Source organism: Streptomyces sp. NBC_01618 (assembly GCF_045209435.1).
Taxonomy (GTDB): Bacteria; Actinomycetota; Actinomycetes; order Streptomycetales; family Streptomycetaceae; genus Streptomyces.
The window spans coordinates 355804-370598 of sequence record NZ_CP109297.1 but is presented as its reverse complement, the minus strand read 5'-3'; the positions used below and the strand labels follow the sequence as shown (position 1 = coordinate 370598).

Annotated in this window: 10 protein-coding genes; 7 read left to right on the top strand and 3 right to left on the bottom strand. The window is 71.4% G+C overall.

The annotated features are described in order from the left end of the window. The first annotated feature begins 14 nt into the window (after nucleotides 1–14). Together OH735_RS01685 and OH735_RS01680 are read left to right on the top strand one after the other, a co-directional pair. Nucleotides 15–2261 carry a tetratricopeptide repeat protein gene (locus tag OH735_RS01685; protein WP_406378799.1) on the top strand — a complete coding sequence of 749 codons (2247 nt, stop codon included), beginning with the start codon at nucleotides 15–17 and terminating at the stop codon, nucleotides 2259–2261. A 52-nt stretch (nucleotides 2262–2313) separates the two neighbouring features. Further along, nucleotides 2314–3858 carry a phytoene desaturase family protein gene (locus OH735_RS01680; protein ID WP_406378797.1) on the top strand — a complete coding sequence of 515 codons (1545 nt, stop codon included), beginning with the start codon at nucleotides 2314–2316 and terminating at the stop codon, nucleotides 3856–3858. Nucleotides 3859–3919: 61 nt separating this feature from the next. Here OH735_RS01680 and OH735_RS01675 read toward each other — a convergent pair whose 3' ends face one another. Further along, nucleotides 3920–5140 (bottom strand): MFS transporter, encoded by a 1221-nt coding sequence (locus OH735_RS01675; RefSeq protein WP_406378796.1) that lies wholly within the window; start codon nucleotides 5138–5140, stop codon nucleotides 3920–3922. A gap of 145 nt (nucleotides 5141–5285) precedes the next feature. Between OH735_RS01675 and OH735_RS01670 the strand changes: the two genes are divergently transcribed. Further along, nucleotides 5286–6488 (top strand): RNA-guided endonuclease InsQ/TnpB family protein, encoded by a 1203-nt coding sequence (locus OH735_RS01670; RefSeq protein WP_406378794.1) that lies wholly within the window; start codon nucleotides 5286–5288, stop codon nucleotides 6486–6488. Nucleotides 6489–6629: 141 nt separating this feature from the next. Here OH735_RS01670 and OH735_RS01665 read toward each other — a convergent pair whose 3' ends face one another. Together OH735_RS01665 and OH735_RS01660 are read right to left on the bottom strand one after the other, a co-directional pair. Further along, complete coding sequence (locus OH735_RS01665) at nucleotides 6630–7505, bottom strand: phosphotransferase (protein ID WP_406378793.1); 876 nt, start codon at nucleotides 7503–7505, stop codon at nucleotides 6630–6632. A gap of 295 nt (nucleotides 7506–7800) precedes the next feature. Next, entirely contained in the window at nucleotides 7801–9657 is a 1857-nt protein-coding gene (locus tag OH735_RS01660; protein ID WP_406378791.1) for a serine hydrolase, read from the bottom strand. A gap of 192 nt (nucleotides 9658–9849) precedes the next feature. On the opposite strand from OH735_RS01660, the gene OH735_RS01655 reads away from it, so the two are divergent. The 4 genes from OH735_RS01655 (at nucleotide 9850) to OH735_RS01640 (ending at nucleotide 14723) form a co-directional block, all read left to right on the top strand. Continuing rightward, nucleotides 9850–10959 carry an NAD(P)H-dependent flavin oxidoreductase gene (locus OH735_RS01655; protein WP_406378789.1) on the top strand — a complete coding sequence of 370 codons (1110 nt, stop codon included), beginning with the start codon at nucleotides 9850–9852 and terminating at the stop codon, nucleotides 10957–10959. Then, a complete protein-coding gene (locus OH735_RS01650; protein ID WP_406378788.1) occupies nucleotides 10956–12506 on the top strand; it encodes an acyl-CoA synthetase in 1551 nt (516 codons plus the stop codon). Before OH735_RS01655 ends, OH735_RS01650 begins: the two co-directional genes overlap by 4 nt. 469 nt (nucleotides 12507–12975) lie before the next feature. After that, nucleotides 12976–13116: a hypothetical protein gene (locus tag OH735_RS01645; protein ID WP_406378786.1), complete on the top strand. Its 141-nt coding sequence runs from the start codon at nucleotides 12976–12978 to the stop codon at nucleotides 13114–13116. A gap of 245 nt (nucleotides 13117–13361) precedes the next feature. Further along, nucleotides 13362–14723 carry an MFS transporter gene (locus tag OH735_RS01640; protein ID WP_406386363.1) on the top strand — a complete coding sequence of 454 codons (1362 nt, stop codon included), beginning with the start codon at nucleotides 13362–13364 and terminating at the stop codon, nucleotides 14721–14723. The last annotated feature ends 72 nt before the right edge of the window (nucleotides 14724–14795 follow it).

The window sequence follows — 14795 nt, the reverse complement described above, 5'->3', positions numbered from 1 at the left end:
GGCGAGCGCAGGCGATGGCGGACACCAAGCTGATCCAGAGCCGGTACCGACTGCTCGAACTGATCGGGCGCGGCGGAATGGGCGAGGTGTGGCGCGCCCGCGACGAGTCGCTCGGCCGCCACGTGGCCGTCAAATGCCTCAAGCCGATGGGGCCCCGGCACGACCGGTCCTTCACCCGCATCCTGCGCGAACGCTTCCGCCGCGAGGCCCGCGTCGCCGCCGCGCTCCAGCACCGCGGCGTCACCGTCGTCCATGACTTCGGTGAGCACGAGGGCGTCCTCTACCTGGTGATGGAACTCCTCGACGGCCGCAACCTCAGCCAGCTCCTGGAGGACAACAAACAGCACCCGCTGCCGGTGCCCGACATCGTCGACATCGCCGAACAGGTCGCCGACGCCCTCGGCTACACCCACCAGCAGGGCATCGTGCACCGCGACCTCAAGCCCGCCAACATCATGCGCCTCACCGACGGCACGGTGAAGATCTGCGACTTCGGCATCGCCAGGCTCGGCCACGACATCGGCTTCACCTCCCGCCTCACCGGCACGGGCATCGCCATGGGCACCCCGCACTACATGTCGCCGGAACAGATCAGCGGCGGCCACGTCGACCACCGCAGCGACTTGTACTCCCTGGGCTGCGTCCTGTACGAGATCGCCACCGGAGCACCGCCGTTCGACCTCGACGACGCCTGGGCCGTCCTCGTCGGACACCGCGACACCCAGCCCGAACCCCTGCGCACCCACCGGGCCGAACTGCCCGGATTCTTCGACCGCGTCGTCCTGGAACTGCTGGCCAAGACCCCCGAGGAGCGGCCCGTCGACGCGGGCGACCTGCGGCAGCGGATCGCCGTCGGCCGCACCGGCGAGCAGCCGCAGCTCCAGCCCACCGGGCAGGTACGGCTCGCGCCGCCCGTTCCCGTCGTACGGCCCGGGCAGCAGCTGCCGGCCTGGACCCGCTCCATGACCACCGGCCACAAGGCGACCGGCGCCCGCCCCGGGCTCGCCCCGCCCGACCACTGCGCGGGCCTCACCGGCGAGTGGACCACCGGCACCGACCTGCGGCACATCACCGGAGAGCTGCCGCTGCCCAGGGCCGAGCGGCCGACCCCGTCCCCGGAACTGCTCTCCGTCCTCGCCAGCCGGCACAGCGCGGGCCTCAACCTGGGCCGGCTCGGGCACTGGGAGGAAGCCGGCGAGGTGCACCGCGCGGTCGCCGCCGAACGCGAGCACGCGCTGGGCCCCGACCATCCCGACACGCTCTCCAGCCGGTACGAGGTGGCCTTCACCCTCAGCCGCACCGGGCGCGCCTGTGACGCGCTGCGGGAGTTCGGCCGCGTCGCCCAGGGCCGGGAACGCGCCCTGGGCCCCGACCATCCGGAGACCCTCGCGGCCCGCCAGGAGATGGCGTACGTCCTCGGCCGGCTCGGCCGGCACTTCGAGGCCCACCAGGTGTACGCGGCGGTCCTCGCCTCCCGGGAACGGACGATGGGCCCCGACCACCTCGACAGCCTGCGCTGCCGCCACAACCTCGCCTTCAACCTCAGCAGGCTCGGCCGCCTGGAGGACTCCTACCGGATGGCCAGGGACGTGGCATCGGCCCGCAGCCGCCTGCTGGGCGCCGACCACCCCGACACCCTGGTCACGCTCTACGAAGTGGCGTACACGCTCGGCCGGCTGGGGCGCTGGACGGAGGCCCTGCAGACCTACCGGGACGTCGCCCGCGCCCGGGCCCGGGCGCTCGGCGCCGACCATCCCGACACCCTGTCCGCCCGCTACGAGATCGGCATCAGCCTCGGCCGCCTGGGCCGCAGCGCGGAGGCCCTGGAGCTGTACCGCGCCCTCGTCGACGACCGGACCAGGGCGGGCGGTCCCACCGACCCCGAGACGCTCCGCGCCCGCCACGGCCTCGGCGTCAACCTGGGGCGCCTCGCCCGCTGGGAGGAGGCGCTCGCCGAGGCGCGCGACGTGACCGCGATCCGCGCACGCGTCCTGGGTGCCGACCACCCGGACACCCTGGTCAGCCGCCGGGAGATCGCCGTCGGCCTCGGCTGGCTCGGCCGCTGGGCCGACGCCCTGACCGTCTACCGTGAGGTCGCCGAGGCCCGCGAACGGGTCCTGGGCGCCGACCACCCCGACACCCTCGCCGCCCGCAACGACGAGGCGCACTGCCTGGAGCAGGTCGGCCGGGGAGCGGAGGCCGTCGAGCTGTACCGCAGGGTCGCCGCCCTGCGCCGAGGGCGGGACGCGCCGACGGGCTGACCCGCCACCACCGCCTCTGGTCAGGGGATCACATCCCGTGTTACCAAGGGCCATGCACGCACCCGACAGCTATGACGCGGTGATCGTGGGCGGTGGCCACAACGGTCTCGTCGCCGCCGCCTACCTCGCCCGCGCCGGACAGTCCGTCCTGGTCCTGGAACGCCTGGCCACCACCGGGGGAGCGGCCGTCTCCACCCGCCCCTTCGACGGGGTCGACGCCCGCCTGTCGCGCTACTCGTACCTCGTGTCCCTGCTGCCGCGGAAGATCGTCCGCGATCTCGGCCTGGACTTCGCCGTACGCAAGCGGACCGTCTCGTCGTACACCCCGACCGTGCGCGGTGGCCGTGCCACCGGACTGCTCGTCGGCGGGGACCGCACCCGGGACTCCTTCGCCGCGCTCACCGGATCGAACCGGGAGTACGAGGCGTGGCAGCGCTTCTACGGCATGACGCGACGTGTCGCGGAGCGGGTCTTCCCGACGCTCACCGAACCGCTGCCCACCCGGGACGCGCTGCGCGCGCGGATCGGTGACAAGGAGGCCTGGCAGGCGCTCTTCGAGGAGCCCATCGGTGTCGCCGTCGAGGAGAACTTCCGCGACGACCTCGTACGCGGAGTCGTTCTCACCGACGCCCTGATCGGCACCTTCGCCGACGCGCACGAACCGTCCCTGCTCCAGAACCGCTGCTTCCTCTACCACGTCATCGGCGGCGGTACCGGAGACTGGGACGTCCCCGTCGGCGGCATGGGCGCCCTCACCGACGCCCTCGCCCGGGCCGCCCTCGCGGCCGGGGCACAGATCCGCGTACGGCACGAGGCGACCCGGATCGACACCGACGGGACAACGGCCGCGATCACCGTCCGCTCACCCGACGCGGAACACGTCGTCACCGCCCGCCGGGTCCTCGTCAACGCCTCACCGCAGGCGCTCGCCGCGCTCCTCGGTGACGAACCGCCCGCCCCGGCCGAGGGCGCGCAGCTGAAGGTGAACATGCTGCTCACCCGGCTGCCCCGACTGCGTGACCGCTCCGTCGACCCCCGCGAGGCGTTCGCCGGCACGTTCCACATCGCCGAGGGGTACGGGCAACTCGCCGACGCCTACCGGGACGCGGCGGCGGGCCGGCTGCCCTCCGCCCCGCCGTCCGAGATCTACTGCCACTCACTGACCGACCCGTCGATCCTCGGACCCGGCCTCGCCGCGCGCGGCTACCAGACCCTCACCCTCTTCGGGCTGCACACCCCCGCCCGGCTGTTCGCCGCCGACAACGCGGCGACGCGCGCCGAACTGCTCACGGCCACGCTCGCCGAACTCGACGCGCACCTGGACGAGCCGGTCACCGACTGCCTGGCACGCGACGAGAACGGCGAACCGTGCATCGAGGCGAAGACCCCGCTCGACCTCGAACAGGACCTTCGGCTGCCCGGTGGCCACATCTTCCACCGGGACCTCGCGTTCCCGTACGCCACCGAATCCACTGGCCGGTGGGGCGTGGAGACGGCGCACGCCAATGTGCTGCTGTGCGGGGCGGGCGCCGTACGCGGCGGCGGGGTCAGCGGGGTTCCCGGCCACAACGCCGCGATGGCGGCGCTGGGCCGGTGACCGTCGCCGGGGCACTCGCCCGCGCCGCGAAGTCGACGGCGAGGCCTACGCGCGCGAACGCTCAGACGCGATTGACGCGGTACACATCCCGTACGCAGAGGTTGAGGACCGTCGTGGCCACGATGGCACCGGCGCAGACCAGGAGCACGGACCGGTCGGCCCAGGCATGTGCGGCGAACGCGGTGACGAGGTAGCCGAGCGGGATCGCGATGCGTTCCCCGACCCCGTTGAACGAGCTCATGCGCCCCAACTCCTCCTGGGGCACATGTTGTTGGAGTGCGGTGGCCCATGCCACGATGGCGACATCCAGCCCGATGCCGGCGAGCACGGCACTGAGCATCACCCAGGGCAGGGTCAGGCCCGTGCCCAGCGCCAGCAGTGGCAGGCAGAGAGCGCAGCCGGTGATGACGGCAACGGCCAGCAGACGGTACGGCTTCCAGCGCAGGCACACCAGCGTCCCCGCCAGCAGACCGAACGCGAACGCGCCCTGGACGAGCCCCCAGGAACGCGCCCCCTCGTAGTGCTCCTTGGCGACGACCGGGCCGAGGAGCTGAAAGCCTGCCAGCCAGGCGGCGACCACGACCGTCCCGGCCGCGGTGTACGTCCACAGCCAGGTGCGGGAGCGGAATCCGGACCACCCCGCCCGCAGGTCGGCCAGCGCACTCCCCGTCGTGACCGGCGCGCCCAGCCGCAGCCCGAGCATCAGGAGCGCCGCGACCAGGAAGGTGAACGCATCCCACGACAGGGCCCATGCCGGACCGCCGACCGCGACGATCAGCCCGCCGACGACGGGCCCGAGCACCTTGACGGCATTGTTCGGCAGCCGGACCAGCGCATTGGCCTGCTGGAGGTGCTCCGCCGCGACGAGTTGTCCCACCACACCCGTCGCGGCCGGGCCGGTGAAGGCCACGGCGATCCCCGACACGAAGCCGCACGCGGCGATCGAAACGGTCGTCGCCTGATGCGTGGCCACCAGCAGGGCGAGCATCCCCTGCGCGGCCGCGGACAGGAGGTTGCCCAGGAACAGGATCCGGCTGCGCGACAGGCGGTCCGCGAGGACGCCGCCCGCGATGGTGAGGACGATCGTCGGGACCGAGTTCGTGGCCAGCACGATGCCGAGCGACCCGGCCCCTCCTCCCTGTCCGATCACCGCGTAGGCGAGCGCGAGAGGAGCCATCGCGGACCCGGTGGCCGAGACGAGATTGGCGAGAACGAATCGTCGGAAAGCGGCAACACGCAGTGGTTTCAAGGGAGGTGCCGGCAGTTCGACAGCGGACTTCATCTGATTCCTCCGTGGATACTCCGCCCTTCAGGGCGGAGAGGAAACGGACTCCTGCGGAGCAGGGCAAGGGCTGCGATTCGCCGCCAGGGCGGATCACAGTGCTCTGACCCGCAGATTTGACCTTTACGTGCGGTCGCATTAGTTTGTGAGCGTGACCACGAACCGCGTGAAGCGGGCGTTCAAATACCGCTTCTATCCGACGGATGCGCAGGCAGCTGAGCTGTCGCGCACGTTCGGATGCGTGCGGAAGGTCTACAACCTGGCGCTTGCGGCCCGCACGGAGGCGTGGACGCGGCAGGAGCGGGTCAACTACAACCAGACCTCGGCCCTGCTGACGGCGTGGAAGAAAACCGAGGAACTGGCCTTCCTCAACGACGTGTCGTCGGTGCCGTTGCAGCAGACGCTGCGGCACTTGCAGACCGCGTTCACTAACTTCTTCAGCAAGCGGGCCAAGTACCCGCGCTTCAAGGCCCGCAAGAAGTCCCGCAAGTCCGCCGAGTACACCACCAGCGGTTTCCGCTTCCGGGACGGCAGGCTGACTCTGGCGAAGATGGCCGAGCCGCTGGACATCGTGTGGTCGCGCCCGCTCCCGGAGGGGGCGAAGCCGTCCACTGTGACGGTTTCCCAGGACAGCGCCGGTCGCTGGTTCGTCTCCATGCTGTGTGACGACCCCACCGTCAAGCTGCTCCCCGCCACGGATGCGGCGGTCGGTGTCGATGTCGGTCTGAACCACCTCCTGACGCTGTCCACCGGTGAGAAGATCGCTAACCCGAGGCATGAGCGCACGGACCGTGCCCGGCTCGCGAAGGCCCAACGCGCCCTTGCGTGCAAGGCCAAGGGTGACGGCGCCAACCGCAGGAAGGCCCGGCTGAAGGTCGCGAAGATCCACGCCCGGATCGCCGACCGGCGCCGTGACGGCCTGCACAAGCTGACCACTCGGCTCGTTCGTGAAAACCAAACGATCGTGATCGAGGACCTGACCGTGCGCAACATGGTCAAGAACCGGAGCCTGGCCCGCGCCATCAGCGACGCGGCATGGGCCGAGTTCCGCAGCCTGCTGGAGTACAAAGCCCAGTGGCATGGGCGGGAAGTGATCGCGGTCGACCGCTTCTTCCCCTCCTCCAAGCTGTGCTCCGTCTGCGGCACCTTGCAGGACAAGATGCTGCTGCACGTCCGTACCTGGACGTGCGCCTGCGGCACGACCCACGACCGGGACGTGAACGCCGCACGCAACCTGCTGGCCGCCGGACGGGCGGTGTCGGCCTGTGGAGCTGGTGTAAGACCTCAACGGAGAACTCCGGGCGGGCAGTCGGCGATGAAACAGGAAGTCTCACGGCGCGAGCCGTAGGAATCTCCCTCCTTCAGGAGGGAGAGCGTCAAGATCCTCCTGTGATCGGCACAGCGAGCACCCTAGCTCCCGCCCTCGGGAGCGTTCGCAGCGGTAGGCGTACGGCCCCGTCCCGCCCGCCAGGCCCGGTGCCCGGGGCGGTCAGAGGCGTTGCTCGGCCAGGTCGAGCCAGTGCCCGACGTCGCCGGGGGCGAAGTGCCTGATGGCCCAGTCGGCCATGCGCAGACTCATATGGGCCCAGGAGGGACGCAGGACGTCCTCGGGCAGGCCGTCCAGGAGGTCGTCGAGGCGTTTCGTGACGTCCGGTGCCTGCTTGTTGGCGTGCAGCCCGAAGCGCAGGGTGACCAGATCGAAACGGCGGTCCCCTCGGCCGGCGCCGTCCCAGTCGATGACGCCGGTGACCGAGCCGTCGACGGCGAGCAGGTTGCCCGGGTGGAAGTCCTGGTGCACGACGTCGTGCCCGGACAGGTGGTGCGGGTGGTCGGCCCCGACCGACCTGATCCGCCGCTCCAGGTCACCGCTGCGCCGGCTGTGTCGGCGCAGCGGCTCGTGATGACAGTAACCGGGGCCGTCGTCGAGCAGATACAGGTTCATCGACGGGACATCCGTACGTCCGGTCAGCAGCCCCGCCTGCGACTCGTTGAGGGTGAGTGCCTGATCCAGCCCACGGTGGTCCAGGCGCCGCGTCGGCGTGCCCGGCAGGAGCTCCTGGACCAGTGCCACCGCGTGACCCACCTGGACCGCCAACTCCGTCGACGGGCACGGATACCCCCGAGCGCGCAGCACCTCGCACACCGCCAGCGGTCCGGCCCGCAGGTCCTCGATGCGGGTGTCCGGCCGCGATTTCAGCACGGAACGGTGACCGTCGGGCCACCGCACGTACGCGGCACCGACCTCCCCTCCGGAACAGGGTCCCTCCACGACCAGCCGGACACCTGCCTCGGCATACAGTGCCGCTGTCAGCCGGTCGGCATCCAGTCGTTCGGTGCGTGTCCAGGTCTGCGGAGATGCGGTCATCGGAGCATTCTCCGCTGCCGGGCCTCCGCCTCCAGGAGGGGGTGCCGCCGACGCACTACTGCCTCGGAGTTGTCCGGCCGCTGTGACCGTGCCGGGAAAGGGGGACGGCCCTTCCCCGGCACGGCCGGTCAACGGTTCGACGGCCCGCTACGGCCCGTCGGTCCCGCTACGGCCCGTCGGTCCCGCTACGGCCCGTCGGTCCCGCTACGGCCCGGCGGGCCCGTCAGGTCCGGCACGACCTGACTCGGTCCGCCACGACCTGACTCGGTCCGCTGCGGTACGCTCCCGGTCCGTCTCAGTCCGACGAAGCCGTCCACCCCAGCGCCTCGATGCGCGCGGCGTCGCCGTCCCGACTCTCGTCGAAGACCGTCCGATCGCCGTCCTCGACCCGGACCGCGTCCACGTACACCCCGCGCCCGGCGTACAGCCGGTCCGTGGCGTACCGCCACCGCAGCCGCACCTCCTTGCCGCGCCACGCGGCGAGGTCCGCGTCGAGACGGTGCCACACCCGGCCGGACCAGCCGGAGACCGAACCCGTCGGACGGGGTTCGGGCTCGGGCTCCGGGTGGTGGTCACCGGCCATCGGTACGGTGGTGAACGGCACCGGCTGCCAGGTCGCCCCGGCATCCGCCGACGCCTCCAGGTGGAGGAAGTCGGACCCGGGCTCGGTGTCCCACCAGAGGGCCGAACTCAGCCGGGCCCGCGAGGACGTCGGACGCAGCGCGGGCAGGGTGAGCGTGGCGTTGGTGGCGCTCGCCAGTCCCGAGAACCACGCCGTACGTCCCCGGACGGGACGGACCGCGACGGCGCGCGCCATCTGGTTGGCGGCGGCAACGCGCGGCGCGCTGCCGGAGCGCCAACTGCGCACCGGGTGCACCGAGTTGCCGAGGACGATCAGGAACGAGTCGGTGGTCGGGTCCAGGACCAGGCTGGTTCCGGTGAAACCGGTGTGGCCCGCCGTGCGTGGGGTGGCCATGGCCCCCATGTACCAGTGCTGGTAGAGCTCGAAACCCAGACCGTGCGCATCTCCGGGGAACGCGGTGTTGAAGTCCGTGAACAGCAGGTCCACCGAGTCCGCGGAGAGGATCCTCGCCCGGCCGTAGACCCCGCCGTTGAGCAGCGTACGGGCCAGGATCGCGAGGTCCCAGGCGCAGGAGAAGACACCGGCGTGGCCCGCCACGCCGTCCAGGCTGTACGCGTTCTCGTCGTGCACCTGGCCCCAGACCAGCCCGCGGTTCAGGCCGGACCAGGGGAGCCGGGCGTCCTCGGTCGCGGCGATCTTCGGCTTCCAGGAGGCCGGTGGGTTGTAGCGCGTGCGCTGCATGCCGAGCGGAGCGGTGATCTCCTCGCGGAGCAGGACGTCCTCGGTGCGGCCGGTGATCTTCTCCAGGACCAGTTGCAGCGAGATCAGATTGAGGTCGGAGTAGAGGTACACCGTGCCGGGCGGGTTGGCAGGCACCTCGTTCCACAGCAGCTCCAGCTTCCCCTCCCGGGTCGGAGCCTTGTACAGCGGAATCCAGGCACGGAAGCCCGAGGTGTGCGTGAGGAGCTGACGGATGGTGATGTCCTGCTTGCCGCCGCCGGCGAAATCGGGCAGATACGAGGCGACCTTCGCCTCCAGTTCCAGCTTGCCGCGCTCGATCTGCTGCACGGCCAGGATCGAGGTGAACAGCTTGGACACCGAAGCCAGGTCGAAGACGGTGTCCTCGGCCATGGCGATCTGCTGATCGGGCGGGAACTCCACCCCCGTATCGGTCTTCTCGTCGTACGCCGCGTAGCGCACGGCCTTGCCGATCGGGTGGTGCAGAGCCACCGTGCCGCCCCGCCCGGCGAGCAGTACCGCACCGGCGTACCAGGGGTGCTTGGGGGAATCGGAGAGGAACTTCTCCGCATCGGCGACCAATTGGTCCAGCGGCCCCTGCAACAGCCCGGCGCGGGCGGCGGATCCGCGCCGCAGCGTCGGCCGGCCCTGCGCGGACGCCGCGTCCGTCCCGGTCCCTGCGCGCATACCCGACGACTCCGCCTCCGACTCCATGGCCGACGCCCGCTCCGCGAACGGAATCGGCGCCAGGGCGAGTGCTCCGCCCAGAGCCAGCATCCCACCGCCCAGCCTGCGCCGGCTGATCCCTCTCCCGGCCGCGTCCTCGGACATCCGGAACCCCTTCCTGCCGTTACCTGCCGCGTGAAAGTAACTTTCGAAGTCGTGTCCGGCAGTGAAACTTCCTGCCGAAGCAGAGATTACTGTCACCACTGCCGTCGCGGGGGCCCCCGGCGTCACAAAGAATCTGACACTGCATCAGAAAATCTCTTCCCTCGCCTGTCCGACTGCGGCATCCTGCGGCCCATGGAGACGGAGCTGAGCAAGAAACTGGGAGTCGAGCACGCCATCTTCGGCTTCACGCCGTTCCCCGCGGTGGCCGCGGCCATCACCCGGGCCGGCGGATTCGGCGTACTCGGCGCGGTCCGCTACACCGCCCCCGGCGACCTGGCACGCGACCTCGACTGGATGCAGGAGCACACCGACGGAAAGCCGTACGGCCTCGACGTCGTCATGCCCGCGAAGAAGGTGGAAGGGGTGACCGAGGCCGACGTCGAGGCGATGATCCCGGCCGGACACCGCCAGTTCGTCCAGGACACCCTGGCCAGGCACGGCGTACCGGAGCTGGCGGAGGGCGAGGCGTCCGGCTGGCGCATCACCGGATGGATGGAGGAAGTCGCCCGCAACCAGCTCGACGTCGCCTTCGACTACCCCATCAAACTCCTGGCCAACGCCCTCGGCTCACCGCCCGCCGACGTCGTCCGACGCGCCCACGACCAGGACGTCCTCGTCGCCGCGCTCGCCGGAAGCGCCAAGCACGCCCGCCACCATGCGGACGCGGGCATCGACATCGTCGTCGCCCAGGGATACGAGGCGGGCGGCCACACCGGCGAGATCGCCTCCATGGTCCTGGTCCCGGACGTGGTCGACGCGGTGGGCCCGCTCCCCGTCCTCGCCGCCGGCGGCATCGGCAGCGGCGAGCAGATCGCCGCCGGGCTCGCCCTCGGCGCCCAGGGCGTCTGGCTCGGCTCCCTCTGGCTGACGACCGAGGAGGCCGACCTCCACTCCCGCGCGCTGACCCGCAAGCTCCTTGCCGCGGGCTCCGGCGACACCGTCCGCTCCCGCGCGCTCACCGGCAAACCCGCACGCCAGCTCCGTACCGAATGGACCGACGCCTGGGACGACCCGGCAGGACCCGGCACCCTGCCCATGCCGCTCCAGGGGCTGCTGGTGGCCGACGCCGTCTCCCGCATCCAGAAGTACGAGACCGGCGCGCTGCTCGGCACCCCCGTCGGCCAGATCGTCGGCCGGATGAACAGCGAGCGCAGCGTGCAGGCCGTATTCGACGACCTGACCCGCGGCTTCGAACGTGCCTTGGACCGGATCAACCGCATCGCCGGACGGAGCGCCTCATGACCCCGCCCCCCAACGGCTTCTGGGCGCAGGCCGCCGCCGACCTCGGCCGTACGGTCCTGACCGCCCCCGACGGCGAGAGCTGGACGGCGGGCCGGCTGCACGCCGCGGCCAACCGCCTGGTCCACGGACTGCGCGCGGCCGGGCTCCGGCAGGGCGACGCCTTCGCGGTCGTCCTGCCCAACGGCGTCGAGTTCTTCACCGCGTACCTCGCGGCCACCCAGGCCGGCTTCTATCTCGTACCCGTCAACCACCACTTCGTCGGACCCGAGATCGCCTGGATCGTCTCGGACTCCGGCGCCAAGGTGCTCATCGCCCACGAGCGGTTCGCGCAGGCGGCGGCCGAGGCGGCCGACGAGGCGAAGCTCCCGGTCGGCCAACGCTATGCGGTGGGCACGGTCGACGGATTCCGCCCGTACGCCGAACTGCTCGAAGGACAGCCCGATGCGCCCCCCGAGGCCCGCACCCTCGGCTGGGTCATGAACTACACCTCCGGCACCACCGGCCGGCCGCGCGGCATCCGCCGTCCGCTCTCCGGCAAGCTTCCCGAGGAGAGCCATCTCGGCGGATTCCTCGGCATCTTCGGCATCAAACCCTTCGACGGCAACGTCCATCTGGTCTGCTCGCCGCTCTACCACACGGCCGTCCTCCAGTTTGCGGGCGCGTCCCTGCACATCGGGCATCCGCTGGTCCTGATGGACAAGTGGACGCCCGAGGAAATGCTGCGGCTCATCGACACCCACCGCTGCACCCACACGCACATGGTCCCGACCCAGTTCCACCGCCTGCTCGCCCTCCCCGACGACGTGAAGCGGGGCTACGACGTCACGGCCATGCGGCACGCCATCCACGGTGCGGCGCCCTGCCCCGACCACGTCAAACGCGCCATGATCGACTGGTGGGGGAGGTGCGTCGAGGAGTACTACGCGGCCAGCGAGGGCGGTGGCGCCTTCGCCACCGCCGAGGACTGGCTGAAGAAGCCGGGCACCGTGGGCAGGGCCTGGCCGATCAGTGAACTCGCCGTCTTCGACGACCACGGCGACCGCCTGCCGCCCGGCGAACTCGGCACCGTCTACATGAAGATGAACACCGGCGGTTTCAGCTACCACAAGGACGAGACCAAGACGAGGAAGAACCGCATCGGCGACTTCTTCACCGTCGGCGACCTGGGCATCCTCGACGAGGACGGCTACCTCTTCCTCCGCGACCGCAAGATCGACATGATCATCTCCGGCGGTGTCAACATCTACCCCGCCGAGATCGAGGGCGCCCTTCTCAGCCACCCCGCGGTCGCCGACGCGGCCGTCTTCGGCATTCCGCATCCCGACTGGGGCGAGGAGGTCAAGGCGGTCGTCGAACCGGCCCCGGGACACGGGACGGGGGAAGCGCTCGCCGCCGGCATCCTGTGCCACTGCGAACACCTTCTCGCCGGGTACAAGCGGCCCCGGAGCATCGACTTCATCGCGGAGATGCCCCGCGACCCCAACGGCAAGCTGTACAAACGACGGCTGCGCGACCCGTACTGGGAAGGGCACCACCGGGCCGTGTGAGACCACCGGGCCGGTGCACCGCGGCTGAGACGCGGGCGGGCACCGGGGGCCGTGGCCCGGGGTACCGCTGCGCGAGCGGCCCTTGCCGACGGAACGCCGCCCACGGGATCATGACGCCCCAGGGAGAATCAGCTGTCGGACGTACCGGCGTCCGGCACGACCGGGACCATTTCGGGGGAGTCGTGATCATTGCCGTCGTGTATCTCGTCGTCGCCGTGGGCGCGGCCGTGTTCTACGGGGGGATCCTGGACCGTCAGCTCCAGGGACCGCGGCTGCGGGCCGCCTGGGCGGACGGCCCACCGCACAGGCCCGGTGCACGGCCCTGCGTACGGAGGAGGGCCAGGACGCCGAGGGAGCCCCCGTCGTCCGCGGCTACGCCACCCTGGAGTTCCGTACGGCCGACGGCCGCACCGTCGGCTTCGAGGAACGGCAGGCACGCCTCACCCCGGCCGAGGGGGAGTTCCTGACGGTGTACTACAGCGCGCGGAACCCGGAGGCCGCGACCCCCCGGGCCCCGTCGTTCGTTCCGCGCCACGCCAGGGCCCTGACCGCCGCCGTGGGCAGCGTGTTCGCGGTTATCTCGGCGACCGTCCTGGCCCTGGTCCTCTGAGCGTCGCCGCCGTGGTGCGTCCAACGGCATGCGGGACGGCGAACGGGCCCTGACCTGCCGTCGGTCCGTGCCCGCGTCTCGCACGACGGCCCGAAAAAACGAGTGGTGAGCGGAGCCGGGTCCCCGTACCTTGTGCGCCCGTGACTGATGTCCCCAAGCACTCGACCACCGAACCGGCCGCGCCGTCCACGGACCGGGACGCGTCCGTCTCCTGGGAGTCGACGGAGAAGACCGGCCGTCCGCCGGTGCGATCCGAAACCGATGAGGGACTGTTCTCCAGAAGGTACGTGGCCGCGACCGCCAGTTTCTCCGCGGTGATGTTCCTGACCGGACTCGCGGCGCTGGCCGTGGTGCCGACCCTGCCGACGGCCGCACGGGATCTGGACGGGGTGTCGCTCTTCCCGCTGGTGGCGGGATGCTTCGTGGCCGCCGGCCTGCTGGGCGGGGTCCTGGGCGGCCATTGGGCGGACCGGTCCGGCGCACGACGTCCGCTGGCGGCGGGCATGGTGCTGGCGGTGGTCACCCTGCTGGTCTCGGCGGCGAGCACCTCCATCTGGCAACTGGCCGTCGGCCGCTTCCTGGACGGACTCGCGAGCGGGATGGTGGCGGTGGCGATCAACACCGCCATCGGGCAGGCCTACCCCGACCGACTGCGGCCGCGCGTCCTGGCGTTGATGAGTGCCTGCTGGGTCGTCCCGTCGCTGGTCGGTCCGCCACTGGCCGGGGTGGTGGCCGAATGGTGGTCCTGGCGGGCGGTGTTCTTCGGTCTGGCCGCGCTGACCGTGCTGCCGGCCCTGGCCGTGGTGGCCGTGCTGCGCGGCCGTTCCTGGCCGGCGACCCCCGCGCCGTCGGGGGACGGGCAGCCGCGCCCCGCGCTGATGGTGGCGACGGCGGTGAGCGTGGGTGCGGCGGTGGGGCAGTACGGCGTCGCGGGCTGGGATCCGCGCCATCTGCTGTTCGTGACGGGAGGGTTCGCCCTGCTGGTCGTGTTCGCGCCCCGGCTGCTGCCGCAGGGCACCTGGCGTGCCGCGCGCGGCCTGCCGGCCACGGTGCTGCTGCGCGGCATCAGTTCGGGGGTGTTCTTCACACTGGAGGCACTCGTGCCCCTGCTGCTCGTCACCGAGCGGGGCGTGCGTCCCGTGTCGATCGGCCTGGCCTTCACGGGGGCCGCCGTGGCCTGGGCCGCCTCTTCCTGGGTGCAGGGCCGCCTGGAGCGCCGCCCCCGGCACCACTTGGTCGTGGCCGGTGCGCTGGTACTGACCGCGGCGGTCGCTGTCGCCGCCGTCGGGACACTGCCCGGGGTGCCCGCCGTCATCGCCGCGTCGGCCATGATCGTCGCGGCCGTCGGCATGGGCCTGCTCGCACCGTCCCTCACCGTGCTGTCGCTCTCGCACGCCCCGGCCGGGCGGCAGGGCTATGCCAGCAGCGCGATGCAGACCAACCAGAACCTCGGCCAGATCATGGTTCTGGGGGTCTCCTCCGCCCTGTTCAACGCCTGCCTGAGCGCCGGTGCGACCGGCCACGCCGGCTACGGCGCCGCCTTCGTCCTGCTGCTCGCGCCCTGTGTCCTGGCCGCCCTGTTCGCCACCCGTACCCGCAGTGCCTGAACGCCCCCCACCGTCCTACGCCCCCGACAGGCACCCGGACCCTTGACCACCGCGTTCCGGCCGCACAGGATC